The organism is Sphingomonas sp. Ant H11 (assembly GCF_000797515.1).
GTDB lineage: Bacteria > Pseudomonadota > Alphaproteobacteria > Sphingomonadales > Sphingomonadaceae > Sphingomonas.
In genome coordinates this window covers 1-26,625 of sequence record NZ_JSBN01000021.1, presented here as the reverse complement: position 1 = coordinate 26,625, position 26,625 = coordinate 1, and the positions used below count along the sequence as shown (strand labels likewise).

At 64.0% G+C, this 26,625-nt stretch carries 27 protein-coding genes and 2 pseudogenes; 18 read left to right on the top strand and 11 right to left on the bottom strand.

Features of this window, described 5'->3' with window-relative positions; translation table 11 throughout:
* Positions 1-15 precede the first annotated feature (15 nt).
* Together NW75_RS05505 and NW75_RS05500 are read left to right on the top strand one after the other, a co-directional pair.
* A pseudogene (locus NW75_RS05505) lies at positions 16-1,919 on the top strand (EAL domain-containing protein).
* Positions 1,916-3,790, top strand: a complete 1,875-nt coding sequence (locus NW75_RS05500; RefSeq protein ID WP_231564977.1) for a sensor histidine kinase — start codon at positions 1,916-1,918, stop codon at positions 3,788-3,790. The pseudogene NW75_RS05505 and the gene NW75_RS05500 overlap by 4 nt, the downstream one beginning before the upstream one ends.
* Positions 3,791-3,869: 79 nt before the next feature.
* Here the strand turns inward: NW75_RS05500 and NW75_RS05495 are convergent, their stop codons facing one another.
* From NW75_RS05495 to NW75_RS05485, 3 genes are read right to left on the bottom strand one after another with little or no spacing between them, the layout of a single operon-like run.
* A complete protein-coding gene (locus NW75_RS05495) occupies positions 3,870-4,847 on the bottom strand; it encodes a hypothetical protein (protein WP_137902268.1) in 978 nt (325 codons plus the stop codon).
* 53 nt (positions 4,848-4,900) lie between these two features.
* Positions 4,901-5,350: a hypothetical protein gene (locus tag NW75_RS05490; RefSeq protein ID WP_033964204.1), complete on the bottom strand. Its 450-nt coding sequence runs from the start codon at positions 5,348-5,350 to the stop codon at positions 4,901-4,903.
* Positions 5,347-5,781, bottom strand: coding sequence for a copper chaperone PCu(A)C (locus NW75_RS05485; protein WP_033964203.1), 435 nt, complete (start codon positions 5,779-5,781; stop codon positions 5,347-5,349). Before NW75_RS05485 ends, NW75_RS05490 begins: the two co-directional genes overlap by 4 nt.
* Positions 5,782-5,950: 169 nt before the next feature.
* Between NW75_RS05485 and dnaK the strand changes: the two genes are divergently transcribed.
* Positions 5,951-7,852 carry a molecular chaperone DnaK gene (gene dnaK / locus NW75_RS05480; RefSeq protein ID WP_033964200.1) on the top strand — a complete coding sequence of 634 codons (1,902 nt, stop codon included), beginning with the start codon at positions 5,951-5,953 and terminating at the stop codon, positions 7,850-7,852.
* Positions 7,853-7,990: 138 nt separating this feature from the next.
* Positions 7,991-9,106 (top strand): molecular chaperone DnaJ, encoded by a 1,116-nt coding sequence (gene dnaJ, locus NW75_RS05475; RefSeq protein WP_033964198.1) that lies wholly within the window; start codon positions 7,991-7,993, stop codon positions 9,104-9,106.
* Between the two features lie 432 nt (positions 9,107-9,538).
* Here dnaJ and purB read toward each other — a convergent pair whose 3' ends face one another.
* Positions 9,539-10,843: an adenylosuccinate lyase gene (gene purB, locus NW75_RS05470; protein WP_033964233.1), complete on the bottom strand. Its 1,305-nt coding sequence runs from the start codon at positions 10,841-10,843 to the stop codon at positions 9,539-9,541.
* 205 nt (positions 10,844-11,048) lie between these two features.
* On the opposite strand from purB, the gene NW75_RS05465 reads away from it, so the two are divergent.
* Positions 11,049-11,525: an EF-hand domain-containing protein gene (locus tag NW75_RS05465; protein ID WP_033964196.1), complete on the top strand. Its 477-nt coding sequence runs from the start codon at positions 11,049-11,051 to the stop codon at positions 11,523-11,525.
* A 58-nt stretch (positions 11,526-11,583) separates the two neighbouring features.
* Here NW75_RS05465 and radC read toward each other — a convergent pair whose 3' ends face one another.
* Entirely contained in the window at positions 11,584-12,267 is a 684-nt protein-coding gene (gene radC / locus NW75_RS05460) for a RadC family protein (RefSeq protein WP_033964195.1), read from the bottom strand.
* Between the two features lie 219 nt (positions 12,268-12,486).
* On the opposite strand from radC, the gene NW75_RS05455 reads away from it, so the two are divergent.
* The 6 genes from NW75_RS05455 (at position 12,487) to NW75_RS05430 (ending at position 15,304) form a co-directional block, all read left to right on the top strand.
* Entirely contained in the window at positions 12,487-12,738 is a 252-nt protein-coding gene (locus NW75_RS05455) for an AtpZ/AtpI family protein (RefSeq protein WP_331386007.1), read from the top strand.
* A 20-nt stretch (positions 12,739-12,758) separates the two neighbouring features.
* The gene (locus NW75_RS05450) at positions 12,759-13,517 is read left to right on the top strand and encodes a F0F1 ATP synthase subunit A (protein ID WP_033964231.1); all 759 of its coding nucleotides are present in this window, start codon (positions 12,759-12,761) and stop codon (positions 13,515-13,517) included.
* Positions 13,518-13,559: 42 nt separating this feature from the next.
* Entirely contained in the window at positions 13,560-13,790 is a 231-nt protein-coding gene (locus NW75_RS05445; protein ID WP_029622390.1) for a F0F1 ATP synthase subunit C, read from the top strand.
* 19 nt (positions 13,791-13,809) lie between these two features.
* Positions 13,810-14,304, top strand: coding sequence for a F0F1 ATP synthase subunit B family protein (locus NW75_RS05440; RefSeq protein WP_033964194.1), 495 nt, complete (start codon positions 13,810-13,812; stop codon positions 14,302-14,304).
* Positions 14,297-14,851: a F0F1 ATP synthase subunit B family protein gene (locus NW75_RS05435; RefSeq protein WP_033964193.1), complete on the top strand. Its 555-nt coding sequence runs from the start codon at positions 14,297-14,299 to the stop codon at positions 14,849-14,851. Before NW75_RS05440 ends, NW75_RS05435 begins: the two co-directional genes overlap by 8 nt.
* Positions 14,852-14,956: 105 nt before the next feature.
* Positions 14,957-15,304, top strand: coding sequence for a hypothetical protein (locus NW75_RS05430; RefSeq protein WP_033964192.1), 348 nt, complete (start codon positions 14,957-14,959; stop codon positions 15,302-15,304).
* A gap of 42 nt (positions 15,305-15,346) precedes the next feature.
* Here NW75_RS05430 and NW75_RS05425 read toward each other — a convergent pair whose 3' ends face one another.
* Positions 15,347-15,676, bottom strand: a complete 330-nt coding sequence (locus NW75_RS05425; RefSeq protein WP_033964191.1) for a hypothetical protein — start codon at positions 15,674-15,676, stop codon at positions 15,347-15,349.
* Between the two features lie 84 nt (positions 15,677-15,760).
* Between NW75_RS05425 and uvrC the strand changes: the two are divergent.
* Positions 15,761-17,685: pseudogene (gene uvrC, locus NW75_RS05420) on the top strand (excinuclease ABC subunit UvrC).
* 43 nt (positions 17,686-17,728) lie between these two features.
* Here the strand turns inward: uvrC and NW75_RS24300 are convergent.
* Positions 17,729-18,073: a hypothetical protein gene (locus NW75_RS24300; RefSeq protein ID WP_156142973.1), complete on the bottom strand. Its 345-nt coding sequence runs from the start codon at positions 18,071-18,073 to the stop codon at positions 17,729-17,731.
* A 73-nt stretch (positions 18,074-18,146) separates the two neighbouring features.
* Between NW75_RS24300 and NW75_RS05410 the strand changes: the two genes are divergently transcribed.
* A complete protein-coding gene (locus NW75_RS05410) occupies positions 18,147-19,037 on the top strand; it encodes an AraC family transcriptional regulator (RefSeq protein ID WP_033964229.1) in 891 nt (296 codons plus the stop codon).
* A gap of 69 nt (positions 19,038-19,106) precedes the next feature.
* Here NW75_RS05410 and NW75_RS05405 read toward each other — a convergent pair whose 3' ends face one another.
* Positions 19,107-20,066 (bottom strand): 2-hydroxyacid dehydrogenase, encoded by a 960-nt coding sequence (locus NW75_RS05405; RefSeq protein ID WP_231564976.1) that lies wholly within the window; start codon positions 20,064-20,066, stop codon positions 19,107-19,109.
* Between the two features lie 150 nt (positions 20,067-20,216).
* Here NW75_RS05405 and NW75_RS05400 point away from each other — a divergent pair, with 150 nt between their 5' ends.
* The 5 genes from NW75_RS05400 to NW75_RS05380 all read left to right on the top strand — a co-directional run bounded on the left by NW75_RS05400 (position 20,217) and on the right by NW75_RS05380 (position 23,900).
* Entirely contained in the window at positions 20,217-20,708 is a 492-nt protein-coding gene (locus NW75_RS05400) for an SH3 domain-containing protein (protein WP_033964189.1), read from the top strand.
* Positions 20,705-21,181: a GNAT family N-acetyltransferase gene (locus NW75_RS05395; RefSeq protein ID WP_052192240.1), complete on the top strand. Its 477-nt coding sequence runs from the start codon at positions 20,705-20,707 to the stop codon at positions 21,179-21,181. Before NW75_RS05400 ends, NW75_RS05395 begins: the two co-directional genes overlap by 4 nt.
* A gap of 67 nt (positions 21,182-21,248) precedes the next feature.
* The gene (locus NW75_RS05390; RefSeq protein ID WP_033964188.1) at positions 21,249-22,001 is read left to right on the top strand and encodes a prepilin peptidase; all 753 of its coding nucleotides are present in this window, start codon (positions 21,249-21,251) and stop codon (positions 21,999-22,001) included.
* Positions 21,998-22,459: a hypothetical protein gene (locus tag NW75_RS05385; protein ID WP_033964187.1), complete on the top strand. Its 462-nt coding sequence runs from the start codon at positions 21,998-22,000 to the stop codon at positions 22,457-22,459. Before NW75_RS05390 ends, NW75_RS05385 begins: the two co-directional genes overlap by 4 nt.
* 22 nt (positions 22,460-22,481) lie before the next feature.
* Positions 22,482-23,900, top strand: a complete 1,419-nt coding sequence (locus NW75_RS05380) for a coniferyl aldehyde dehydrogenase (RefSeq protein WP_331386006.1) — start codon at positions 22,482-22,484, stop codon at positions 23,898-23,900.
* Here the strand turns inward: NW75_RS05380 and NW75_RS05375 are convergent.
* The 3 genes from NW75_RS05375 to hmgA form a co-directional block, all read right to left on the bottom strand.
* The gene (locus tag NW75_RS05375) at positions 23,881-24,495 is read right to left on the bottom strand and encodes a DUF1989 domain-containing protein (protein ID WP_033964184.1); all 615 of its coding nucleotides are present in this window, start codon (positions 24,493-24,495) and stop codon (positions 23,881-23,883) included. The genes NW75_RS05380 and NW75_RS05375 overlap by 20 nt on opposite strands.
* Positions 24,492-25,199: a guanitoxin biosynthesis heme-dependent pre-guanitoxin N-hydroxylase GntA gene (gene gntA / locus NW75_RS05370; RefSeq protein WP_033964225.1), complete on the bottom strand. Its 708-nt coding sequence runs from the start codon at positions 25,197-25,199 to the stop codon at positions 24,492-24,494. Before gntA ends, NW75_RS05375 begins: the two co-directional genes overlap by 4 nt.
* 64 nt (positions 25,200-25,263) lie before the next feature.
* On the bottom strand, positions 25,264-26,544 hold the full coding sequence (gene hmgA / locus NW75_RS05365; protein ID WP_033964224.1) for a homogentisate 1,2-dioxygenase: 1,281 nt from the start codon (positions 26,542-26,544) through the stop codon (positions 25,264-25,266).
* Positions 26,545-26,625 lie beyond the last annotated feature (81 nt).

Below are 26,625 nucleotides of genomic sequence, written 5' to 3'. Positions count from 1 at the left end.
ACTGGCGGTGCTTACATGCGAATTCTGATCGTCGATGACGAACCGGCCATGCACGACAGCTATCGGCGCAGCTTCGCGCCGGTCGCGGTCGCTACGGGCCTGCTCGACGCGATGGCGGCGGAGTTGTTCGGTGACGACGATGCTGCCGCGCCGGACGAGACCGGGCCCGATTTCGCACTGACGCATTGTATGCAGGGGCTCGACGCCGTCGCTGCGGTTGAGACGGCGCTCCGCGATGGAGATCCGTTTGCGGTGGCGTTTATCGACGTGCGGATGCCGCCGGGGATCGACGGCAAGGAAACTGCGGTGCGGATCCGCGCGCTCGATCCCAATATCAATCTCGTCATCGTGACCGGCTATTCCGACTTTTCGCCGGTCGAAATCTCCAAGGCGGCGGGTCCGGCCGACAAGATTTTCTACATCGCCAAGCCGTTCGAAGTCGCCGAGGTGACGCAAATGGCGAGCGCGCTGGCGCATCGCTGGCAGGGCGACCGCGAACTGGCCGAAGCGCGCGAAGTGCTCGCCGCGCAAGTGGTGCAGTTGCAGGAGCAGGGCCATGAACTCGCCGCGAACGAAAGCCGCGCGATCCACATGGCGAATCATGATTCGCTGACCGAGGCCCCCAACCGGCTGGCGTTCCGCCGCGCGCTGACCGACCGTGCGCGGACCGACGCGCGTTTTGCGGTGGCGATGGTCGATCTCGATCGCTTCAAGCTGGTCAACGACACGCTCGGTCACCTCGCCGGCGACGAACTCATTCGCAAGATTTGTTCGGTCTTGCAGGCCAATGTGCCAGCCGGCGGCATGGTCGCGCGGCTTGGCGGGGACGAATTCGGGCTGATGTTCGATACGCCCGGAATCCAGGCCGCCGAAATGGACTGCACCCGCGTGCTGAAGGCTTGCTCGGGCACGTTCAAGGTGCTGGGCAATTCGGTGCAGGGTGGCGCGTCGATCGGCTTGATCGTGACCGAGGCTGGCGAATCGCGCGATCCGACCGATCTCATGCGCCGAGCGGACCTGGCGCTCAACGACGCCAAGCGGGACGGGCGCGGCGTGGTGCGCGTGTTCGATGAAAGCATGGACGAGAACATCCGTCTGCGCCGCGCGATCGAGGGGGGGCCTCTCGCAAGCGATTGCCAAGGGCGAACTGAGCCTAGTCTATCAGCCGATCGTGGCGCGCGAAGCGTTCGAAGTGGTCGGGTTCGAGGCGCTGCTGCGCTGGAATACCGAGGATCACGGGCCCATTTCTCCCGCCGTGTTCATCCCGATCGCCGAGGAATCGAACCTCATCCACGAACTGGGCGATTGGGTGCTGGCCGAATCGCTCAAGGTGCTGGCCGAGTGGCCGGGCCAATATGTGTCGGTGAACTTTTCACCGCGTCAGTTCCGTCGCCACAATTTCGTCGGGCGGCTGGTCGAGAACGTGCAGCAGGCTGGGATCGATCCGCGTCGCGTACAGATCGAGATTACCGAGACCGCGATTTTCGACGATGCCGATCGCGCCGCCGATACGCTCTACAAGCTGCGCCAGATGGGTTTTCGCATCGCGCTGGATGACTTCGGAACGGGCTATTCGAGCCTGTACAACATCCGCAAATTCGCGCTCGATTGCCTCAAGATCGACCGCAGTTTCATCGACGGCATGGGCCGCGAGCGCGAGAGTGCCGCGATCGTCCATTCGATCATCCACCTCGGTCGCGCGCTCGGGCTTGGCGTCGTTGCCGAAGGGCGTCGAGACCGAAACCCAGTTGCAGGCGCTGCGGGTTGCGGGCTGCAGCCATATGCAGGGCTATTTCTTCTCGCGTCCGGTGGTGCAAGAGCGCGCGAAAGAGATTGCCGAGGCGCGCTTCATCGCGGTTCCCGGGGTGCTCGACGTGGCGGCCGACATACCCGAGCTGGGTAACGGGACGCACGGATGACGGGCAGCATGATCCGTGCCGCGCGCGGCCGGATCGGACGATGGCGCGGGCGCGGCTCGCTCGGTGTCAAGCTCGTCCTGATCCTGACCGCAGTCGGCCTCGCCGGTTCGCTGGCGCTTACCTTGCTGCTCGCCAGCGTTATTGTCCCGAGCTTCAACCAGCTTGAGGCGAAGTCGATCGATGCCCAGGTCGAGCGGACCCATGCCGCGCTGAGCGATTTCGCGACCAAGGTCGAGAATGCGGTGCGCGATTATGGCGATTGGACCGCAAGCTACACCTATATGGCGCATCCCACGCCGGAATTTGAGCGCGAGAGTTTTTCGACGCTGGCGATGGCCAATCTCAATGTCGATGGCATGGCCTATATCGGCAATGACGGGCGGATCGTGATCGCGCGCTGGCGCGATCTCGCGCGCGGGCTGGACCGGCTTGATCGCCGCGATGCCTTTGCGGCGGCGCTGGTCCGTACCGATTTCAAACGGTTCCTGGGGGCGAAAAGCTCAGGCCATTATTATCTGCGGCTCGGCGATGAGCTGGCGGCGATCGGCGTGGCCAAGGTGCGGCGCAGCGACGGGACCGGCGATCCGCACGGCTATGTGGTGATGGCGCGGCGGATCACGTCGCGGGCGCTGTCGGAGGTGCTGCAATTGCGCGCCACGATCGATCTTGCCAATGCGCCCGACGCCAACCGGATTGTCGCTGCCAACGCGACCATGCGCATTGCCGTGCCGATTCAGGGCGCGGACGGGCATGCCGTCGCGAGCGCCGCCTTCACCGTGCCGCGCGATGTGTCGGTGTTGGGGCAGCGGATGCTGCTGCTCGCGGTGACCGGCGCGATCGTTTTGCTGCTGGGCGTGTTGGTGATGCTGCGGCGCATGATCACCCGGCTGGTGCTGCGCCCGCTCGCGCGGGTCGAGGGGCATATGCAGATGGTGCGGTCCTCGGGCACGTTGGGATTGTTGCCCGACGAGGCGCGTCGCGACGAGATCGGCTCGCTTGGCAAGAGTTTCAACGCGATGCTGCAGCAATTGAAGGATCTGCGCGAGCAGTTGGAAGTGCAGAGCTTCGCTCTGGGCAAGAGCGAGAGCGCGGTGGCGGTGATGCACAATGTCCGCAACGCGCTCAATCCGATCAGCACGATCCTGAGCCAGGGAATGGCGCAACCGGCCCCGGTCGACCGCGCAGTGCTGGAGCGGGCGGTGGCGGAACTGGCCAAGGACGATCTGCCCGCGCCGCGCCGCGCGAAGTTGATCGCCTTCGTCTCGGCGGCGATCGAAGCGGAAGGCGCGGATCGCGCGCACCGCCGCGACCAACTCCAGATCGGGCGTGAGGCGATGAGCCATGTGCTGGAAATCATCGGCGAGCAGCAAAGCGCCGCGCACGAGCGCCCGGCGGTGGAGCCGTGCGACGTAACCGAAATCATCGCCAAGAACGCGACCATCGCGCGCTATTCGGGTAGCGTCTCGATCGCGTTCAGCTTTCCGGCCCAGCCCTGTTATGTGCTCGCCAGCCGCATCATCTTGAGCCAGGTGATCGGTAACCTGTTCTCCAACGCCGCCGATGCGATTGCGGCCAAAGGCACCGCCAGCGGTTCGATCTCGGTTTCGATCGAGGAGCAAGGCGACACCGCGCGAATCGCGATTTGCGACGATGGCGAGGGTTTTGCAGCAGATGCGACGCCGACGCTGTTCCAGCGCGGCTTTTCCACCCGGCGGCACAAATCGGGCGGGCTTGGCCTGCATTGGTGTGCCAATTCGATGGCGGCAATGCACGGCACGCTCCGGTTGGAAAGCGAAGGCCCGGGCCGGGGGGCTGTCGCCGTGCTGACGCTGGGGCTCGCCCCGCGCGCTGCCAGCGAGATTGCGGCGTAAGGCTGACTGCTGCGCGGAAGGCCGCAAGGTCACGCGGAACACGGATTGTTTTTGATACGGATTCCGGCCCGTCAGCGGGTTAGCTAGGAGAAAGTCCGGTCGCCTTTCCTGCAAAGTCGAGTATCGTCGGCAATGCACCGGCCAGTGTCGGGGCGAGAACCACCAATACTTTGCCGAGGGCGGGAAGCAAGCCCGCGTCGAGCAGCGGGGCCGTCTTCCCGTCGCTCGGCGTTTGCGGCGCGCCCGTGGCACGGGCATCCAGAATCGTGGCTGCGGGTATCGCAAAGAGTGCAATCACGATGGAGCCACTGACTCCAGTGAAGACCGCCCAGGCATCGACCTGATGGCTCATCGCGTCCGCAACGGCTGGTGTCGCCGCGATGAGCGTCCAGCGCATCCAAGCAATCTGGAACAAGAGCGAAATGACCAGCAGTCCCGCCGCCGCGTTGACATAACTGCGCAAGCGAAGGCGCTGGTGGAGGAGAAACGCATACGCTTCTTCTCCCGTGAGCGGTTTGATGGATTCGACCAGCGAGGAGATGCCGCCGGTCACCACAATACCGGCCGCGACCATGAAGGCTATTCGATCGCACACCGCCAAAGCCTGGAACTTGAGAAGCAGCGTATCATCGGGGACGCCCTGCATCGACCCGAACAAGCCAAGAGCGCTTGCCAAAAGGTCACCTCCGGGCTGGGCGCTGGTTGGCACCAGGAGATAGCCGCCGGCTACCCAGAGCGTGCCCACCAGGATGCCACCGCCATACCAACGTAAAATCCAGCCGCGCACTTGCGGGCCGAACTCGTCGCGAAGATCCGCGACAAAACGCAGCACAATCAGGTACGACAGGCCAAAACCCGCCAACGCTGCCGCGATTACGAACAGGCGGCTCGTGGCATCGGTTTGCTTTGCTGCGGAGTCCAGTGCAGTTAAGATGGGAACCTTTCCTTGCCAAGCGAAGATCCATCCCAGCATGTCGCTAAGGAAGAATACGCCAATCGAAGGTAGAGCGAGCAGCGTTACTGCTAACGATATGCGGGTATCGTCGATTTGTTTCATAGTGTCGTCCCCCGGGATCAATATTACAGATTCCGCAAAAGGGAGCAATTATCTCAAAACGGCAGAATACTCTCGTAGGTAGCGAGTGGCAGTGCGCCGCGCACGAAGCCGCCATGGCGCAGCACGAAGGTATGGCGCACGATTTCGGCCTGCTGCTCGATCCCGTAGCGGTGCAGCGGTAGGCCGGGCCGGATGGCGTAATGGTAGCGGCAGAAGGGATGGCGGCGCAGCGGCAGGAAAGTCCCCTGCTGGCTTTGCCAGATATGCGTCAATTCGTGGATCAGGAGCCCTTGGTCATCAAGGGTGCCGCACGAGAAATCGGCGCGGTAGCGGGTGCCTTCCGGATGAAAGTGGATCGTGCCGGTCGGTGCCATCACCGTTTCGCGCGGCTGGAAAAATGCCCATTTGCGTTGCTCGAGCCGTACCGGCGCATAATCGATTGCGTCGCCGAACACGCCGCGGGCAAGCGAGATCTCGCCTGTTGTCAGCGCACGCCCGGTCACTCGGAGGGGGCAGGGGCCCCTGCCGCGATGGTCGGTGCGTCGTACAGGACGCGCTGGTTGTTCGAAAAGGTGAAGGTCAGCGTGACCGCGCGGCCCGGCTTGATCCCGGGGTTCATGTCGAACAACATCACATGCTTGCCGCCGGGTTTGAACACGGTGGTCGAGGCGGCGGGGATCGGCAGGTCGCCGATCGGCTTCATCGTCGCCATGTTTCCCGACATCATGGATTCGTGCAGTTCGCTCTTCACCGACACATCGCTGCTGACCGAAAGCAGGGTGGTGTCTGCGGTGCCGCCATGAATGGTAAAGTATGCGACGGCGGGACGGCTGGGGATTGCCGCAAGCCGCACATAGCCTTTGTCGACCGACAGCACCGGCGGCTGGCTGCACCCACCCACGGCCAGTGCTGCCGCCACCAGAATCTTTCGCATCTGCAACCACCTTCTCCCGCTTTGGGAACTTATCGCGTCACTCTACGTGCTGCGAAATCTTGCGACAAGCGAAAGCCCCCCTATATCGCCGGAGTGAAGTGTCGCGTTGCTTATCGTAAGGGCGCGGCGGAATGGCAATTTTTTGACAGACGGGGGCCCCAGAGGACCAATGGCAAAAGTAATCGGAATCGATCTCGGCACCACCAACAGCTGCGTCTCGGTGATGGAGGGCGGCAAGCCCAAGGTTATCGAAAACGCCGAAGGCGCGCGCACCACGCCGTCGATCGTCGCCTTCGCCAAGGATGGCGAGCGACTGGTCGGCCAGCCTGCGAAGCGCCAGGCGGTGACCAACCCTGAAAACACCATTTTCGCGGTGAAGCGCCTGATCGGTCGTCGCTTCGACGATCCCATCACCAAGAAGGACACCGAGCTGGTCCCGTACAAGATCGTGCGCGGCAACAATGGCGACGCATGGGTCGGTGCCGGCGGCAAGGAATACTCGCCCTCGCAGATCTCGGCCTTCACGCTCCAGAAGATGAAGGAAACCGCGGAAGCCTATCTCGGCGAGACGGTGACCCAGGCGGTCATCACCGTTCCTGCATACTTTAACGACGCGCAGCGCCAGGCAACCAAGGACGCCGGGCAGATTGCCGGGCTCGAAGTGCTCCGCATCATCAACGAGCCGACCGCAGCCGCGCTCGCTTACGGGCTCGACAAGGACACCAACAAGACCATCGCGGTCTATGACCTTGGCGGCGGCACCTTCGACATCTCGATCCTCGAGATTGGCGATGGCGTGTTCGAAGTGAAGGCCACCAATGGCGATACTTTCCTCGGCGGCGAAGATTTCGACAACAAGCTGCTGAACTTCCTGTCGGACGACTTCAAGAAGGCCGAAGGCATCGACCTCACCAAGGACAAATTGGCGCTCCAGCGTTTGAAGGAAGCGGCAGAAAAGGCGAAGATCGAGCTGTCGTCGGCTGCGACGACCGAGGTCAACCTGCCCTTCATCACCGCCGATGCGACGGGTCCGAAGCATCTCGTCAAGTCGGTGTCGCGCGCCGATCTGGAGCGTCTGGTCGATGACCTGATCCAGCGCACGCTCGAGCCGTGCCGCAAGGCGATGGCCGATGCCGGCGTCAAGGCGTCCGACATCAGCGAAGTGGTGCTGGTCGGCGGCATGACGCGCATGCCCAAGGTCCGCCAGGTGGTGAAGGACTTCTTCGGCAAGGAACCGCATTCGGGCGTCAACCCGGACGAGGTCGTGGCGATGGGTGCCGCCATTCAGGCAGGCGTGCTGCAGGGCGACGTCAAGGACGTGCTGCTGCTCGACGTGACGCCGTTGTCGCTCGGCATCGAGACGTTGGGGGGCGTGTTCACCCGCATGATCGATCGCAACACCACGATCCCGACCAAGAAGTCGCAAACCTATTCGACCGCAGACGACAACCAGCAGGCTGTGACCATCCGCGTGTTCCAGGGCGAGCGCGAAATGGCGGCGGACAACAAGATGCTCGGCCAGTTCGACCTGGTCGGCATTCCGCCCGCACCCCGCGGTGTGCCGCAGATCGAAGTGACCTTCGACATCGACGCCAACGGCTTGGTCAATGTCTCGGCCAAGGACAAGGGTACCGGCAAGGAGCAGCAGATCCGCATCCAGGCTTCGGGTGGCCTGTCGGAGCGCGACATCGAGCAGATGGTGCGCGACGCCGAGCAGTTCGCCGAGGACGACAAGAAGCGCCGCGACGCGGCCGAAGCGAAGAACAACGCCGAGAGCCTGGTTCACACCACCGAGCGTCAGCTCGCCGAAAATGGCGACAAGGTCGACGCCGCGCTGAAGGGCGAGATCGAGGCCGCGATTGCCGCGACCAAGACTGCCGTTGAAGGTGGCGATCCCGAAGCGATGAAGGAGAAGGCAGGCGCGCTCGCGCAGGTCGCGATGAAGCTGGGCCAGGCGATCTACGAAAAGCAGGCCCAGGCCGAAGCGTCGCCGAGCGCTGACGCCGCCGAGGCTCCGAAGGAAGACGTGGTCGACGCGGAATTCTCCGAAGTCGACGATCACAAGGCGTAAAATACTATCTCCCTCTCCCCACATGTGGGGAGAGGGTCGGGGAGAGGGGCCGTGCTGCGATGCAGATCGCACTGCGGCTTCCTCATCATTCCCTCTCCCAAACCCTCTCCCGCTCGGGACAGGGCCTAGAGGCGCAAGATGAGCACTGAAGTCGATTTCTACGAATTGCTGGAATGCGAGCGCGACGCCGATGAAGGCACGCTCAAATCCTCCTATCGTCGCCTGGCAATGCGCTATCACCCCGACAAAAATCCGGGATGCGATGATTCCGAGGCGCGCTTCAAGGCGATCAGCGAAGCCTATGAATGCCTGAAGGACCCGCAGAAGCGCGCGGCCTATGATCGCTATGGCCATGCCGCGTTCAGGCAGGGCGGCGGTGGCGGCGGCGGCCCGCAGGATTTTAGCGCCTTTTCGGATATCTTCGAAAATATCTTCGGCGAATTCATGGGCGGGCAGCGTGGCGGTGCCAGCGGCCCGCGGCGTGGTGCCGATTTGCGCTACGACATGGAAATTACCCTCGAAGAGGCGTTCCACGGCAAATCCACCGACATCACGATCGATGTGACCGGCGTGTGCGACGTGTGCAACGGCACCGGCGCGACCAAGGGTACGGCGGCGAAGTCGTGCACGACCTGCCATGGCCATGGCAAAGTCCGCGCGCAGCAAGGTTTCTTTGTGGTCGAGCGCACCTGCCCGACCTGCCACGGCGCGGGCCAGACCATTTCCGATCCGTGTGGCAATTGCCGCGGCGAGGGCCGCGTCGAAAAGACCAAGACCCGCACGGTCAACATCCCGCCCGGCGTCGATGAGGGCACGCGCGTGCGCCTCACTGGCGAAGGGGAAGCGGGGATGCGGGGTGCCCCTCCGGGTGACCTCTATATCTTCCTGCACGTCGCGCGGCATCCGTTGTTCCAGCGCGAGGGCACCACGTTGTTTGCGCGTGCGCCGATCAGTTTCACTACTGCGGCGCTGGGTGGGGAAATCACCATCCCGGGACCAGACGGTGTCCAGCACACGATCAAGATTCCAGCGGGAACCCAGTCGGGCCGCGAATTGCGGCAGCGTGGTGCCGGAATGCCGGTGCTGCAGGGGCGTGGGCGCGGTGACCTGGTCATCCGCATCGAGGTGGAAACGCCGAGCAGCCTGACCTCGCGCCAGCGCGAATTGCTCGAGGAATTTCGTGCGACCGAAACCGGCAAGGAATGCCCGCAGACCAGCGGCTTCTTCAAGAAAATGAAGAGCGCCTGGGGTTAAGGGGCGGGGCGGGGCCGGCGCTATGACCTGTCACCCCGGGCTCGTCCCGGGGTCCACCGGAAATACCCACCGCACGCACAGGATTTGCGGCACGGTTGACCCCGGCACAGGGCCGGGGTGACGACGGATGTTTGGCGGACGCCTTCCGCTAAAGATTTGAAAAACTGCTCTCAACCCCACAGCCCTGGCCGCCCCGTCAAGAAGAAGGGGCGGGTGGGCCGATGGGTTAGAGGCTAAGAACCTCGACCACCAGCGCGACGCCGGCAACGGCGATGAGGCCGCTCGCGAGGCTTTGCAGAATGCGCATGGTAGGATCTCCGTGCGGACCGTTCCGGCAGGGAGGCATTTGGAGATTGTTGCTTATGCGCGCAATATTATTACGCGCATTCGCGCATGCAGCATTTGCACGTTGAGGCGTGCAAAAAATGTCGTTCAGTCGTTACCGAAGACGCGCGCAAAGATCGTGTCGACATGCTTCAGGTGATAGCCGAGGTCAAACTTGTCTTCGATCTCCGCAACCGACAGTGCCGCCGTCACTTCCGGGTCGGCCTTGAGCAATTCCATCAGCGATAGCGCGCCGTCCGAATCCCACACCTTCATCGCGTTGCGCTGCACCAGGCGATAGGCGTCCTCGCGGCTCACCCCCGCTTGCGTCAGCGCCAGCAACACGCGCTGCGAATGGACCAGACCGCCCATCTTATTGAGATTCTTGTCCATCCGCGCCGGATAGACGACGAGCTTGTCCATCACGCCCGTCAGCCGCGCCAGCGCGAAGTCGAGCGTGATCGTGGCGTCGGGGCCGATATAGCGCTCGACCGAGGAGTGCGAGATATCGCGCTCATGCCACAGCGCCACATTCTCCAGCGCAGGCGTCACATACCCGCGCACCATCCGGGCAAGGCCAGTCAGGTTTTCGGTCAGCACCGGGTTGCGCTTGTGCGGCATCGCCGACGAGCCCTTCTGGCCCGGCGAGAAAAACTCCTCGGCCTCCAGCACTTCGGTGCGCTGCAAGTGGCGGATCTCGGTCGCGAGCCGCTCGATCGACGAGGCGATCACGCCCAGCGTCGCGAAGAACATCGCGTGGCGGTCGCGCGGGATGACCTGGGTCGAAACCGGCTCGACGGTGAGGCCGAGCTTCTCGGCGACATGCGCCTCCACGAACGGATCGATATTGGCGAAGGTGCCGACCGCGCCCGAAATCGCGCAGGTGGCAATATCGGCCCGCGCCGCGACGAGCCGCGCGCGGTTGCGGGCAAACTCGGCATAGGCCTGGGCGAGCTTGAGCCCGAACGTGACCGGCTCGGCATGAATGCCGTGGCTGCGGCCGATCGTCGGGGTCAATTTATGCTCGACCGCGCGACGCTTCAGCACCGCCAGCAGCGCATCGAGATCGGCGATCAGCAAGTCGCTCGCGCGCGCCAACTGCACCGCAAGGCAGGTGTCGAGCACGTCGGACGAAGTCATGCCCTGGTGCATGAAGCGCGCTTCGGGGCCGACATGTTCGGCGACATTGGTCAGGAAAGCGATGACGTCGTGCTTGGTCTCGCGCTCGATCTCGTCGATGCGCTCGACCTCGAACGCACCCTTGGCCCAGATCGCGGCGGCGGCTTCCTTGGGGACGACACCCAGTTCGGCGAGCGCATCGGTCGCATGCGCCTCGATCTCGAACCAGATCTGAAAACGCGCTTCGGGCGTCCAGATCGCGACCATGTCGGGGCGGGAATAGCGGGGGACCATCGGATTTCCTTGATGCGGCAGAGTCGGGCCATCGCGGAATCGCAACGGGTCCGCGATGACACGCGCGTTAGCAGGGACAAGCCGATCCTTCAAATCGGCAATAAAGGGACCGATCCGGAAGCACAGGGGTTCAGACAAGGAACGCTGGTTAGGACGCAAGGCGTCGCGTTCAACGAGATATGCAACAGTCAGATGGAGAGATCCGATGTTCAAATATGCTTTACTTGCAAGTGCAATGACTTTTGCTGTGCCTGCATTTGCGCAGGACACGCAATCCATGCCGAGCAGCCCGCAACCCGCACAGTCTGTGCCAACGACGACTGACCAAGCTCTTCCGGCTCAACCTGCGTCGGCCACACCACAGAGCGCTGTACCCGCCGATTCGGCAACTGCCCCGGCGGCTGATTCAGCTGTCGCCGCTCAGCCAGCGACGGGCACGCAAGTGGCGCAGGTCGTCAGTCAGGAATTTTCCAACTACGACAAGGACGGCGATGGCGTGCTGAATGCGAAGGAATTCGACGCCTGGATGATCGCGCTGAAAAGCGCGAGCGCCCCCTCGACCAAGGCAACCTCGCCAGCAACCAAGGCATGGCTGAACCAGGCGTTTGCGCAGGCCGATACCGACAAGAATAAGAAGGTCAGCAAATCCGAGCTGACCGGCTTCCTGTCGCAGCAAGGCTAAACCTCACCGTGTCACCACAGCGCCGCTGCCCCGTCCGGGGCGGCGGGCGCTTGGCTTTCTATAACAACCCCATCGCGCGCAGGCTGGAATGCCCGCTCGCCCCGATGATGATGTGGTCGTGTACTGCGATGCCCAGGCGCTTGCCCGTTTCGGCGACCTTGCGGGTGACTTCGATGTCGGCTCGGCTGGGGGCGGGGTCGCCGCTCGGGTGGTTGTGCACCAGAATGATGGCAGCGGAGCCCAGATCGATCGCGCGCCGGATCACCTCGCGCACGTACAAGGCGGCTTCGTCGATCGAGCCCTCGCTCATCGCTTCGTCGCGAATCAGCATGTTGCGCGTGTTGAGATGGAGCACGCGGACCCGTTCGTTGGTGCGGTGCGCCATGTCGGCGTGGAGATAGTCGATCAAGGCTTGCCAGCTGGCCAGTACGGGTTGCGCGCTGGCTTGCACACGTAACAGCCGCAGCGCGGTCGCCTGCACGATCTTGATCGCCGCGACGGAGGTTTCGCCCATGCCGGCGACGCGCAGCAATGCCTCGGGATCGGCGCTGAACAGCCCGCCGACCCCGCCGAATTCGGCAAGCAATGCTTTCGCCAGCGGCTTGGTGTCGCGCCGGGGAATCGCCAGCGCCAAAAGATATTCGACCAATTCGTGATCGAGCAACGCGTCCCCGCCTTGTTCGATCAAGCGCTGCCGCAGTCGCGCGCGGTGTCCGGCATGATCGGGGAGGGGCTCGCTCATTGGACCAAAGGAGTATCGCGGGCAGGGGCGATAGGCAAACGCGGCGGTCCGGATCGGCCACAACAGTTGACACCCCCCGGTCACCTTCCTAAACGGCGCGTGAACGGGGCTCTTTCCCCACGATCCCCGATGTTCACCGTCGCGGTGCCAAAGGCACGGCGGCGTTTTCTTATCAGGATAAGCGCCCCTTGGCCGACGTACACCAGAAGAACGACCTGGATGCCCGCATCGCTTCGGCGAAGGCGGCTGGCCAGGTGCGTGCTGGTGTCGCGCTGCCCCCGGCGAAAGGCTATTCGCAGCGCGCGCGTGCTGACGCTGCTGCTGGGTGCCTTGTTCGGTGGCGGGGTCATGGGCTGGGCGCTCGACCATTGGTTGGGAACCTCGCCCTGGGCGCTGCTGATCGTCTTGACGCTCGCGGTTATCGGGGCGTTCCTTAACATCATCAAGATTTCGAAGGAGCGCGCGGAGTGAGCGCCGGCAAAATCGATCCGATGGAACAGTTCAAGGTCGAGCCCGTCTTGGGCCGGCATCTGGACCTGTTTGGCTATGACGTATCCTTCACCAACTCGGCGCTGTTCATGGTGGTGGTGTTCGTGCTGCTCGCCGTGTTCATGGCTGGTGGCCTGAAGCGTCAGCTCGTGCCTGGCCGCTGGCAGGTCGCCGCGGAGGACGCCGTCAGCTTCATCGACAATATGGTGTCGGTAAACATCGGTTCGGGCGGCAAGAAGTTCGCGCCCTATATCTTCTCGCTGTTCTTCTTCATCCTGTTCGCCAACCTGGTCGGCGTGCTGCCGTTGGCGATCCTGCCGGGTCTGCACACCTTTGCAGTCACCAGCCACATCACGGTGACGGCGGTGCTGGCATTCCTGTCCTTCGGCATCGTGCTGGCGGTCGGTTTCGCGACGCACGGCCTGAAGTTCTTCAGCCTGTTCGTGCCGCACGGGGCGCCCGCCTGGCTGATGCCGGTGATCATCCCGGTCGAATTCGTCTCGTTCATGGTGCGCCCGTTCTCGCTCGGTCTGCGACTGTTCGTCGCGATGACGGCGGGGCACATCCTGCTCGAAGTGTTCGGTAGCTTCGTCGTGCAGGGCCTCAACGCGGGCGGTGCGCTCGGGCCCGTCGTCAGCTTGCTCAGCTTCGTGATGATCGTCGGGGTCAGCGCGCTGGAGTTGCTGGTGTGTGCGATCCAGGCCTATGTGTTTGCGCTGTTGACGTCGCTGTACCTGCACGACGCGGTGCACCTGCACTAATCTTTTCAATACCCTCACTACGCAATTCTCAAGGAGCCTATCATGGATCATACTTCTGCAATGTACATCGGTGCCGGCCTCGCGGCGATCGGCGTTGGTCTGGCCGCGCTCGGCGTGGGCAACGTGTTCGGTTCGTTCCTCGAAGGCGCACTGCGCAACCCGGGTGCCGCAGACGGTCAGCAGGGTCGCCTGTTCATCGGCTTCGCGGCTTCGGAACTTCTGGGTCTGATCGCGTTCGTCGTCGCGATTCTCATCCTCTTCGTCGTCAAGTAAGCAAGAGCGAGCGCCACCAATGCCGCAGATTTCCCAGATTGGCGAGATTTACGCCTCGCAGCTGTTCTGGCTCGCGATCGTATTCGCGCTGATCTATTTCGGGATCGGCAAGGCGATGGTCCCCAAGATCGAGGCGACGATCGAAGATCGTAACGGCCGGATTGCGGGGGACATCGCTGCGGCGGAGGCGGCGCGCGCTGCTGCGCTCACCTCCGAGCGCGATTATCAGGCGGGGCTCGAATCCGCGCGTGCCACGGCGGCCGTCGCTCTCGGCGAAGCCAAGGCGCGGGCGATTGCCGGCACCGAGGCCAAGCTGAAGACCAGCGACGCCGCGCTGGCCGCGCAACTCGATGCCGCCACCGGTCGCATCGGTGCCGCAAAGGTGCAGGCGCTCGCCGAAATCGAGACCAATACGGTCGAGGCGGTCGAACAGATCGTCGCCAAGCTTTCGGGCGTGGCGGTCGACCGCACGACCATCGAAACGCAGGTTAAGGCAGAGCTGGCACATGGCTGACGGTCAAGCAGTCAAGACGATGGAGCATACCGGAGCCACCGAGCTGCATCACGAAATGGCATTCCTCGGCATCACCCCGCCGATGTTCGTCGCGTTGTCGATGCTGGTCGTGATTGCGATCATGATCTGGCAGAAAGTGCCCAAGATGATTGCGGGCATGCTCGACAGCCGCATCGCGACGATCCGTGGTCAGTTGGAGGAAGCGTCCAAGTTGCGCGCGGAAGCCGAGGCACAGCTTGCCGAGGCCAAGGCGCGTAACGCCGCCAGCGCTGGCGATGCCGCCGCTATCGTCGCCCATGCCGAAGCCGAGGCGGCAGCTATGCTGGCCAAGGCTGAAGCCGATCTCACCGATTTGATCGCACGCCGTCAGACGATGGCCGAAGACAAGATTGCCGGTGCCGAACGCACCGCCATTGCCGAGGTCCGCGCGCGCGCAGCCGATGCTGCAACCCGCGCTGCCGCGACGATCATCGCCCAGCGTCACGGTGCCGAAGCGGACAAGACCCTGGTCGACCGGACCATCGCTGGGTTGGGCAAGCTCAACTGACCGTAATGCACCCGTTGTCGCGGGTGCATTTCGTTTCGCCACTTATCGGGGTAACGTTGGCATCGCGGTGATTCGCGCCGCTTACCTTTCGAAAGAGGCCCTCCCATGAAGTCTGTCGTTCTCGCTGCGGCCGTCGCTTTTATCGCAACGCCGCTCGCTGCCCAGACCGCGCCTGCGCCGGCCACCGCATCGGCTCCTGCCGTCGCTGCACCGGCTACGACCGCCACCGCAACCGGTGCCGCCAAATTCGATCTCGACACCCCGATCGAGACGATCGCCGCTAACACGGCCGGCAAGACGGTACTCGACACAGATCTGCAGAACATCACCGCGCACCCGATGTACGACTCGTTCAAGGGCATGTCGCTCAACCAGGTGCAGCCGTTGTCGCAGGGCGCGCTGACCGATGCCGCGCTGGCCAAGGTCAAGGCTGACCTCGCCGCGATCAAGTGAGCTTTGGCGGCGGCGGGTATCCCGTCGCCGCTGTTGCACAATTCAGATCACGCGACCCCGGTCGCGCAGGAGCGCTGGCACCTCGCTCCAGGCCGGGGCGGTGTCATCCTCATACCCAAACACAGTGCCCGTCCCGATGCTGCGCGACGCGCGCATCGCTCCGCGGTGGGCCCCTTGGCTGAGATAGGCGCGCATCGCCGCGCGATCGACCCATAGCGTAAGCGTGTGGTGTGTGCCGTCAATCGTGCGCGCCTCGACCGAGATATTGCCGGCCGCACGTTGCGCTTGCCGCATTGAGCGGATCGCATGCCACCAGAAGCGGGGCACCTGCAGCGCGCTTTTGGGCTTCAGCCCGGTAATCGAAATGTACATCGTGCCCTGCTTTCATCGACGGCGGCATTTGCCCAGCAAGGAAGGCGTGGCATCCCGGCGCACGAATGCCTAGATCAAACGATAATGTCCGATCCCAACGCCCCGACACGCTTCAACGAAGACAAGGCCACCTTCACCGTCCGCGGCAGCGACACGCCCGATCTCGATGCCGGGGTTGCCGCAATCCGCAACGTGCTGGCGACGCTCCCGGCACGGCCCGGCGTCTATCGGATGCTCGATGCGCGGGGGGACGTGCTGTACGTCGGCAAGGCGCGCGCGCTGAAGAACCGCGTCACCAATTACACGCAGGTGGAGCGGCTGTCGCGGCGCTTGCAGCGCATGGTCGCGCAGACGCGCGCAATGACGATCGTCACGACCAATAATGAGGCCGAAGCGCTGCTGCTCGAAGCGCAACTGATCAAACGCTACCGACCTGCCTATAACGTCCTGCTGCGCGACGATAAATCCTTTCCGTTCATCCTGTTACGCGCCGATCATGACTTTCCGCGGATCCAGAAACATCGCGGCGCGCGGCGCGCCAAGGGCAATTATTACGGCCCCTTCGCCAGCGCGGGCGCGGTCAACAACACCTTGAACGCGCTGCAAAAACTGTTCCTGCTGCGCAGTTGTACCGACGGTTTCTTCAAGAATCGCGACCGACCGTGCCTGCTCTACCAGATCAAGCGCTGCTCGGCCCCGTGCGTCGGGCGGATCGATGCGGCTGGCTATGGCGAACTCGTGGCCGACGCCAAGGCGTTTCTCGCCGGAAAGTCGACCGAGGTGCAGGCGAAGCTCGGCGCGCAGATGCAGGCGGCGGCCGAGGCGATGGACTTCGAACTCGCTGCGATCCTGCGCGATCGGCTGCGCGCGCTGACCTTCATTCAGGGCAGCCAGGCGATCAACGCCGAGGGGCTGGGCGATGCCGACATCTTTGCGATGGCCAACAAGAATGGCGTGATCGGCATCCAGGCCTTTTTCATTCGCGGCGGGCAGAATTGGGGGCATCGCAGCTTCTTCCCCGCGCACACCGCCGACGTGCCCGAGGACGAGATCCTGACCGGTTTCCTTGCGCAATTTTACGAAGAGGTTCCACCGCCGCGCACCGTATTGCTCGACCGCGAACTGGACGAGGCGGTGCTGCTGGGCGAGGCGCTGGGCGGGCAGGCGGGGTTCAAGGTCACGCTGTCGATGCCGCAGCGTGGCGCGCGCCGCAAATTGCTCGATCAGGCCAAACGCAATGCCGAGGAAGCGCTCGACCGGCGGCTGGCCGAGAGCACGACCCAGGCGAAGTTGCTGCGCGAAGTGGCCGAACTGTTCGACTTACCCGAGCCGCCCGACCGCATCGAGATTTACGACAACAGCCATATCCAGGGCACCAATGCGCTGGGCGCGATGGTCGTCGCCGGACCCGAGGGCTTCCGCAAGGGCCAGTATCGAAAGTTCAACATCAAGAACCCCGACACCATTCCGGGCGACGATTTCGGCATGATGCGCGAAGTGTTCGCCCGCCGTTTCGCGCGCGCGCAAAATGAGGACCCCGATCGCGACGCGGGCGACTGGCCCGATCTGGTGTTGATCGATGGCGGACGCGGGCAGCTCAACGCGGTGAAGGGCGTGCTCGAGGAATTGGGGATCGAGGATGTGTGCCTGGTCGGCATCGCCAAAGGCCCGCACCACGGCCGCGATGGGCGCGAGGTGTTCCACATGCTCGACGGGCGCGAGTTTCAGCTGCCGGTCAATGCGCCGGTGCTATTCTATCTCCAGCGGCTGCGCGACGAAGTCCACCGCTTCGCGATCGGTGCCCACCGTGCCAAACGGGCTAAGGCAATCGGCGCATCACCGCTCGATGACGTGCCCGGCATCGGCCCTGCACGGAAGAAGGCGCTGCTCATGCACTTCGGCACCGCGCGCGCGGTGCGCAATGCCAGCTTGGAGGATTTACAAAAAGGCCCCCCGGCGTCAGCGCGGCGGTCGCGCAGCAGCTCTACGACTTCTTCCACGCGCGCTGAGCGCGGCCTCACGGGGAGGGGGGGCTCACGTAACGCGATCCGTTCAGCCTTCGGCTGGCGGCGCGAACGACAGCTCTTCGTCGGCCAGCGTCTCGGCGATGCTGCGTTTGGTGACGAGGCGGAAGATCCCATAGAGCAAAACAGCCGCCGGAAGGATATTGAGGTAATCGGGGGCACTCACGATGTGCAAAGCCGAAAACAAGACGAGTGCGGCACCCACGGTAAACGACCCAGCACGGTCCATCATCACTCTCCTCGATTTTTTATTCTTGACGACAAGCTGCAATGCGCCGTGACGGCCGTCAATCGGAAAGTTGACGGACAGCGCGCGCTGATGTCGGGCGGTGATGGACCTGTCGACTGCGATCCCTTGCGCAGCGTTGCGCACAACCGCAACATCGGTCGAGCGTCGCGGTTGGCTTGTCCGCTATTTCGGCTGGGCCACCCATAAGGACCAAACGATGTCGAAGCGCCCAATCCATCCAGCACACTATCATTCGCGGATGCAGCGGGTGCTTGCGCATATCGACCGCCATCTCGACGAAGATGTGGGATTGGAGGCGTTGAGCGCCGTGGCGGCGTTCTCACCCTATCATTTCCATCGGCAGTTCAGCGCCATTTTCGGGCTGTCGCTGCATCGGTACGTGCAATTGGCGCGGATGAAACGGGCGTCTTGGCGACTTGCCTATCGCAGCGGGGATTCGGTTACGGAGATTGCGTTCGATGCTGGCTATGAGGCACCGGACAGCTTTGCCCGCGCCTTTCGCCAGCGGTTGGGGCAAGCGCCAACGGCATTTCGCGAGGACCCGGATTGGGCGGCATGGGCAGCGGCAATGGTGCCACTGGCCGAAGCACGGAGCCTGATGATGACGCAGAATTTTTCGATCGATGATGTGATGGTGCGGGAGGAAGCCGACATTCCCGTGGCGTTCCTGACGCATAAGGGGGCACCTGAACGGCTGGGAGAGACGATCCGCCGCTTCATCGATTGGCGCAAGGCGAGTGGCGTGCGTGCGGCAAGCCATGCCACCTACACCATTTTCCACAATGACCCAGACAGCGTGGCACCAGAGGACTATCAAATCGACCTTGCCGCCGCCACCGACCGGACGATCACCGCTGCCGATGGTGGCATCGAGGCGGGGCTTATTCCGGCCGGGCGGTGCGCCGTATTGCGCATCGTCGGCGCAAGCGACAATCTGCGACCCGCCGCCGCGTTTCTCTATGGAACATGGCTACCGGCGAGCGGGGAAGAGCTCCGCGACTTTCCCCTTTATGCCCAGCGCGTTCGGTTTTTCCCCGATGTGCCCGAGCATGAAGCGATCACCGACCTGTTCTTGCCGCTTCAATAGCGCTTAAGACCACCGGAACGGGCACCGACAAGATCGTGGCTCGTTCCGGCGGGGATGAGCAAAGAGCGCTCAGGCCCAGCCTTCCAGCACCTGATCGGGCGGGCGGTGACCGTCGGCCCACATGCGGATGTTGGCGATAACTTTCTCGCCCGTCGCCAGCCGTCCCTCGAAGGTGGCGGAGCCCATGTGCGGGGTCATCACGACATTGGGCAAGGCGAGCAGGCGCGGGTCGATTTGCGGCTCGTGCTGCCATACATCGAGCCCGGCCCCGGCCAGCCGTCCGCCTTCCAGCGCCACGATCAGCGCGCCTTCGTCGACGATCCCGCCGCGTGAGGTGTTGATGACATAGACATGCGGCCGCAACAGCGCGATCCGGCCAGCGTCGATCAGCCCTTCGCTATCGGGGTTGCGCGGGGTGTGGATGGTCAGAATGTCGATCGTCGACAGCATCTCGTCGAGATTGGGGTGCCACTGCGCCTGCAGTTCGGCTTCGACCACCTTGGGCAGGCGGAGGCGATTGTGATAATGGATCGTCAGCCCAAAGGCGCGCGCCCGCCTTGCGACCGCCTGGCCGATCCGCCCCATGCCGAGAATGCCGAGCGCCTTGCCGCCAATGCGGTGGCCGAGCATCCCGCCCGCGTCCAGCCCTTCCATTCGCCGGACCGCACCAGCTTCTCGCCCTCGGCCAGGCGGCGCGGCACCGACAGGATCAACGCCATCGTCATGTCGGCGGTGTCCTCGGTCAGTACGCCGGGGGGTGTTGGTGACGATGATGCCGCGCGCGCGGGCTGCCTTCAGGTCGATATGGTTCACGCCCGCGCCGAAATTTGCGATCAGCTTCAACGCGGGTCCCGCGCTTGCGATCAGCCCGGCATCGATTTCGTCGGTGACTGTGGGCACCAGCACATCGCATTCCGCCATGGCGGCGGCGAGTTCATCGCGGGTAAGGGCGGCGGGGCCGCGGTGGATAGTGGTGTGGAACAATTGCTCCATGCGGTCCATTACCGCATCGGGCAATTCGCGGGTCACCCAAACCTTCGGGTTGGGCACTCTCGGGTTCGCGGCACGTGTCATTTCGGGCATGGCCAAGGCTTGGCGGAGGTGTCTGGCGGCGTCAACGGGTGTTGAAGCGCGCCGTGCTTCCACTGTAAACGGCGACGGATTTTGTGGGGGATTGAGATGCGGTTGCGAGCCAGAGTTTTGCTGGCGGTGTTGGGGGGGGCGCTGGCGGTGCCGTCGGTGGCGGGGCTGGTGCAGAAGAAGCCGCCCTATTTCGCCTCGATCGGCGCGGGCAAGGCGCGGATGCGCACCGGCCCGGCACGCACCTATCCGTCGAGCTGGCTGTATCAGCGGGCCGATCTGCCGGTGAAGGTGCTCGACATTTATGGTCGTGGGCAATGGTATAAGGTCGAAGATCCGGACGGCACGCAAGGCTGGATGATGGGCACGTTGATCCGGGAGACGCGGACGGCACTGGTGATGGGCACCGTCGCCGAGCTGCGCGATTCGCCGCGCGATGCCGGACGGGTGCTGTGGCGCGCGGCTCCGGGTGTGGTCGGACGGATCAGCAAATGCGCGCAGGGCTGGTGCTATTTTGATGTGCGCGGTCGCGGCGGTTTCGTCGAGGCGGTGCATTTGTGGGGCGTGGAGCCGGGCGAGACGCTGAATTGAGCGGCAGCGCGGCAGGCTGGCGGATCATCCGGGATGATCTTACGCATCCCGATGTCGTCGCGCTGGTCCAACTGCATTTGCGCGCGGCGCACGAAAATTCGCCGCCGGGCAGCGTCTTCGCGCTCGACCTCAGCGGGTTGCGCGATCCTCGGGTGACGCTGTGGACGGCATGGGAGAAAGAGACCCTGCTCGGCATGGCGGCGCTGAAGGAGCTCGATGCGACGCACGGCGAAGTGAAGTCGATGCGCACTGCGCCGGAGCAGGTGCGGCGAGGCGTCGCGGCCCACCTACTGGACCATGTGATCGAGGTCGCGCGACAGCGCGGTTATGGGCGATTGAGCCTGGAGACGGGCTCCAACGCTCCGTTTGCAGCGGCACGTGCGCTCTATGCACGCGCTGGCTTTACACCGTGCGGGCCGTTCAACGGGTATAGCGACGTCGCCTTCTCCACCTATTTCACCCGAGCGCTGTGAGCATGGAGTCCGGCGACCGGCGCGGGCGTCGAGGCCCGGCCACCGTGCCCGAATCCGCCACCTTCCCATGACCGACTGGCTTTGGCTTTTGGCATTGGCAGCCTTGGGCGCAATCGTCGGAAGCTTTCTGGCCACGATCGTTGTGCGCTGGCCGGAGGGGCGATCGGTCGCGCGTGGACGGTCGCGGTGCGATGCGTGCGGGGTCACGCTGGCCCCGCGCGATCTGATCCCGTTGCTGAGTGCGGCGCTGTCGCGAGGGCGGTGTCGCGCGTGTAGTGCCGCTATCGACCCGCGACACTGGCAGATCGAGCTGGGCTGTGTGGCGATCGGGCTGTTGGCGGGGCTCGCCGTGCCGGGGCCGACGGGGCTGGCCGGGGCGGTGTTTGGCTGGTTGCTGCTAACGCTGGCGGCACTCGACATTGCTGAATTCTGGTTGCCCGATGCGCTGACCGCGACGCTGGCAGGGGCGGGGCTTGCGACCGGCATGTTGGGGGTTGAGCCGACGCTTACCGAACGCGTGATCGGTGGCGTCGGCGGATTTGCCGCCTTGTGGATGGTCGGGGCGGGTTACAAGGCGCTGCGCCACCGCGACGGGCTGGGTGGCGGCGACCCCAAGCTGCTCGGCGCGATCGGGCTGTGGCTTGGCTGGCGGATGTTGCCGGTGGTGGTGTTGCTCGCGGCGCTGACCGGGCTGACGGTGGTGTTGTTCGGGATGATGCGCGGGCGCGCCGCATCGCTTGGCGATCGGTTGCCGTTCGGCGCGCTGCTGGCGATCGCGGCTTACCCGGCGTGGCTGTTCCTGTTAGGTTTGGCCGCATGAAAGCGCTTCTCCCGCTCGCGCCGTTGCTGCTCGCTGCCGCTCCGCAAAGCGCGCCGACGCCGACTCCGCTGCCGTCCTCGATCGATGGTCTGCCGCTTGGGGCCATTCCTCGGCAGGATCTCCCGGCCAAGGGCTGCGCCGCCTATCTATGGACGGCGAGCGGCACGCGCGCGCTGGTGGCGATGGCGCAGGCCGATCCGGCGCGCCTGCGTCTGTCGATCGGTGGGACGATCACCGATCTTGATCGCAATAGCCAGACCGGGGCGGGCGGCTTCGGCTTTGGCGAGAGCAATGACTATGGTGCCGCCGGGATATCTGCGAAGCTGACGATGAAGATCGAGACGCGCGAATCGATCAGCGGTGGCGCGGTGGTGACCGAAGGCTTGTTGCAGCTCGATCGCGCCGGGCAGGATACGGTAGTGATTCCGGTCGGAGGTTTGATCGGCTGCGCGACGTGATACGATAACACTCCAAAAGGGGATGAGGATGACGATGCAGGATGTGCTGGCGCGGCAACGCGCGGCGTTCATGGCCGAACTCCCGGTTGGTCTGGCGGTCCGCAAGGATCGCCTCGCGCGTGCGGCGGCGATGATCGCCGACAATGCCGCTGCCTTTTGCGATGCGCTGAGCGAGGATTTCGGGCATCGCAGCCGCGAGCAATCGATGCTGACCGATATCGCGGCATCGATCGCGCCGATCAAGCACGCCATCAAATCGCTCGATCGCTGGGCACGGCGCGACACGCGCGCGGTGCAATTTCCGCTGGGGCTGCTCGGCGCCCGTGCCTGGGTGGAGTATCAGCCCAAGGGCGTGGTCGGGGTGATCGCGCCGTGGAATTTCCCGGTCAATCTGGTGATGGGCCCGATCGCTGGCATTTTCGCGGCCGGCAACCGCGCGATGGTCAAGACCAGCGAATTCACCGCGCGCACGGCGGCGTTGTTCGAAGAAGTCAGCCCCAAATATTTCGCGATCGAGGAACTGGCCTTCTTCAGCGGCGGGCCGGAGGTGGGCAAGGCTTTTTCCGAATTGCCCTTCGACCATCTGATCTTCACCGGCGCGACCGGGATCGGGCGGCATATCCTCCACGCCGCTGCCGACAATCTGACGCCGGTGACGCTGGAACTGGGCGGCAAATCGCCCGTTATCATTGGCAAGGACGCCGACATCGCGCGCGCAACCGAGCGCGTGGCGATCGGCAAGATGCTCAACGCCGGGCAAATCTGCTTGGCGCCCGATTACATGCTGGTGCCCGAGGCGCAGGAGCAAGCCGTGGTCGACGGGCTGAAAGCGGCGGTGTCGAGCATGTACCCGACTTTGCTCGCCAACCCCGATTACACCGCCATCATCAACGACCGCCACCACCAGCGCCTGCAGGACTGGGTCGCCGATGCCCGCGCCAAGGGCGCGACGGTGGAGACGGTCAACCCCGCCAATGAGGATTTCGCCGGGTCCAACGCGCGCAAGATGCCGCTCCACATCGTCCGCAACGCAACCGACGACATGATCGTGATGCAGGAGGAACTGTTCGGACCGATCCTGCCGGTGCGGCGCTATACTAACATCGACAGCGCGATCGCCGAGGTCAATCGCCGCGACCGTCCGCTCGGCCTCTATTATTTCGGGCCAGATGAGAGCGAGCGTCGCACGGTCCTCGATCGTACTATTTCCGGCGGTGTGACGCTCGACGACGTGGTCTTCCATGTCTCGATGGAAGAGCTACCCTTTGGCGGCATCGGGCCATCGGGCATGGGCTCATATCACGGCTTTGACGGCTTCAAGACCTTCAGCCACGGCAAAGCGGTGTTCAAACAAGCCAAGCTCGACGTCGCGAAACTCGCCGGGCTCAAGCCGCCCTACGGCAAGGCGACGATGGCCAGCGTCAAGCGGCAGATGAAGTGACGGAAGCCGTGTCCACCCGGTAGTGGATCGGTTTGAAGCTTCCGCCATTGCTCGCAGGGGCCGAGCAGGCGGTGAGGCCGACGACCAGGTCCATCGCCGCGCGGAACACGATATGGTCGCCCGCCTGGCTGATCGGCGGCAGCACTTCGAGCTTCCCTGTGGCACCGTCGACCGGCACGTTCATGAAGCAATTGAACGCCACCGGGATGCGATCGGGCGTGATGCCATAGGGTGCCAGCGCTTCGGCAAGATTGCCGAAGCAACCGCGATGCGTTGGCAGGTCAGGGTAGAAATGGGCGAAGGTGTCGTGCGAACACGGCGTCAGCAGGAAGTCATGCCGCCCGACCGTATCCGCGACGATCTCCAACATCGGTTGCGAGCGATTGGAATAGAGCATGTGCCCGGTGGTCAGATAGATCGTCTCGGCATAATCGAGGGTCCGTCCCGACGAGATCACCTCGTCGAGGTCGCTAGCGTTAAAGGCGAGCAGATCGGCCACCTGACGCCCGCGCGGATCGATCACCGTCAGAGTGTCACCTTTGGCAAGACGGAAAGCGGTGCCGCTGCGCTCGGGGATTTCGATCGTGGCGCTCATTCGGGCGATCCCGAATAATGGAATGGACACTTCCAGCCATCCTCCACCGCGCGCCCGCTATATTGCCGCGCCTCGCTCGCGTCGCCGTGCCGCGCGAGCATTGGGTTGCGCGATCCGGCCAAGGCTTCGTCCCGAACCAGGATCTTCTCGCGCATGCCTTCATAGCGGCCTTGCGCCCGCAGCGTCTCGAACTGGTCGTGCAGGTTGAACACCATGGTCGGCCGCGCAAAGCGGCGCGCCGGGCGGCTGGCGCGCGGGTGCAGCCCGACGATGAAGAACGCTTCGCCGCCAAAGCTCAGCGAGAAATGCGCGCTTTCCGGATCGGCGCTTACCGCGCGATCATAGCCCTGGCCGCGCCAGACGTCCTTATCCGACAAGGATTGCGCACGCTCCCACAGTGCCGCTTCGAACGCTTCCTCGGATAGAGTGTCGGGTCCGTCGAAGATCACCGCGAAGCTGCGAAACAGGCTTGGCTGCTCGCGATAGGCCTTGGCAAAATGCAGCAACCCATCATGGATGCGCAAATCGTCCCATGCACTGTCGATCCGGTCGCACGCCAGCACCGACAGAGTGCCCTTGGCGAGCGCCGCTTTTGCGCCGACACAGGGAAAATCCGCCGCCGCGACATGCGCGTCGAGCAGAGCCTGAAAGTCGCCCTGCGCGCGGTGCTGCCAGGGAAATAGGGGGGTGATGGGCGTTGGCATGTTCGTCAAGACGAGCAAACCTCCCGCTAAGTTCCCGAAAATGCTACTGATCGGGATCAAGTCATCAGGGAAGTATCGCCTTGGGAAAGCCGCCCCACGCCGCATCATAATCGGCATCCAGCGCGCTGGTCTCGAGCGCAAAGTCGGTCGGCCGGAACACCCAGCGACTTTCGATCATGAACGCCATCGTGTCGCTGAGCTTCTGGGGAATGAGATGGGCTGCGCTCGCGCCTTGCCAACTCGCAACATCCGGCCCGTGCCCACTCATCTGATTGTGCAGCGACAGTGCCCCCGGAACGAAGCCGCCGACCTTGGCATCATACGCGCCGCGCAGCAGCCCCATGCACTCGCTCATCGTGTTGCGATGGAACCAGGGCGGGCGGAAGGTGTCCTCCGCCACCAGCCAGCGCGGCGGGAAGATCACGAAATCGACATTGGCCGTGCCGGGCATGTCGCTGGGCGAGGTCAGCACGGTGAAGATCGAGGGGTCGGGGTGATCGAAGCTGATGCTGCCGATCGTGTTGAAGTGCGCCAGATCATATTTCCACGGCGCGTAATTGCCGTGCCATGCCACCACGTCGAGCGGCGATCGGCCGAGATTGGTCTCCCACAGCGTGCCCAGAAACTTCTGCACGAGCTGATAGTCGCCCTCGACATCCTCATACCAGGCGACCGGCGTTTCGAAATCGCGCGGATTGGCTAGGCCGTTGGCACCGATCGGCCCGAGATCGGGCAGGCGGAACGGTGCCCCGTAATTTTCGGCGACATAGCCGCGCGCGGAGCCATCGGGCAGGGTGACGCGGAAGCGCACGCCGCGGGGGATCAGCGCGATCTCGCCCGGCTTGACGTCGATCCGCCCCAATTCGGTCAGCAGCGTTAGCGCGCCCTGTTCGGGCAGGATCAGCACTTCGCCATCGGCCGAAACGAAGGCGCGGTTCACCATGTCCTTGGTGCAGCGATAGAGGTGCATCGCGACGCCGGTCTGCGCGCGCGCGCCATCGCCTGCCACCATCATGGTAGTGAGCGAATCGAGCCAGTCGGCATCCACGCCGTCGAGTGGCCCCCAGCGCAAGCGATTGGGCGCGAGCGGGGCGTCCGATGGGGCTGCGGTGAACAACGGCGCGCCGTCATAGCGCGTGAACGCCGGATGCGCGGCGGACGGCCGCAAGCGATAGAGCCACGACCGGCGATTTTCGTGGCGCGGCGCGGTGAAGGCGGTGCCGCTCAACTGCTCGGCATAGAGGCCGAACGCCGGGCGTTGCGGCGAATTGCGGCCAAGGGGGAGGGCACCGGGCACGGCCTCGGTGGCGAAATGGTTGCCGAAGCCGGTCATGTAGTGGGTCATCATCTCCCTTTCTCCCTCGCCTGGCGGGGAGAGGGTAGCGCAGCTTGGCAGCTTGCTGCCTAGCGAAGCTGGGAGAGGGGC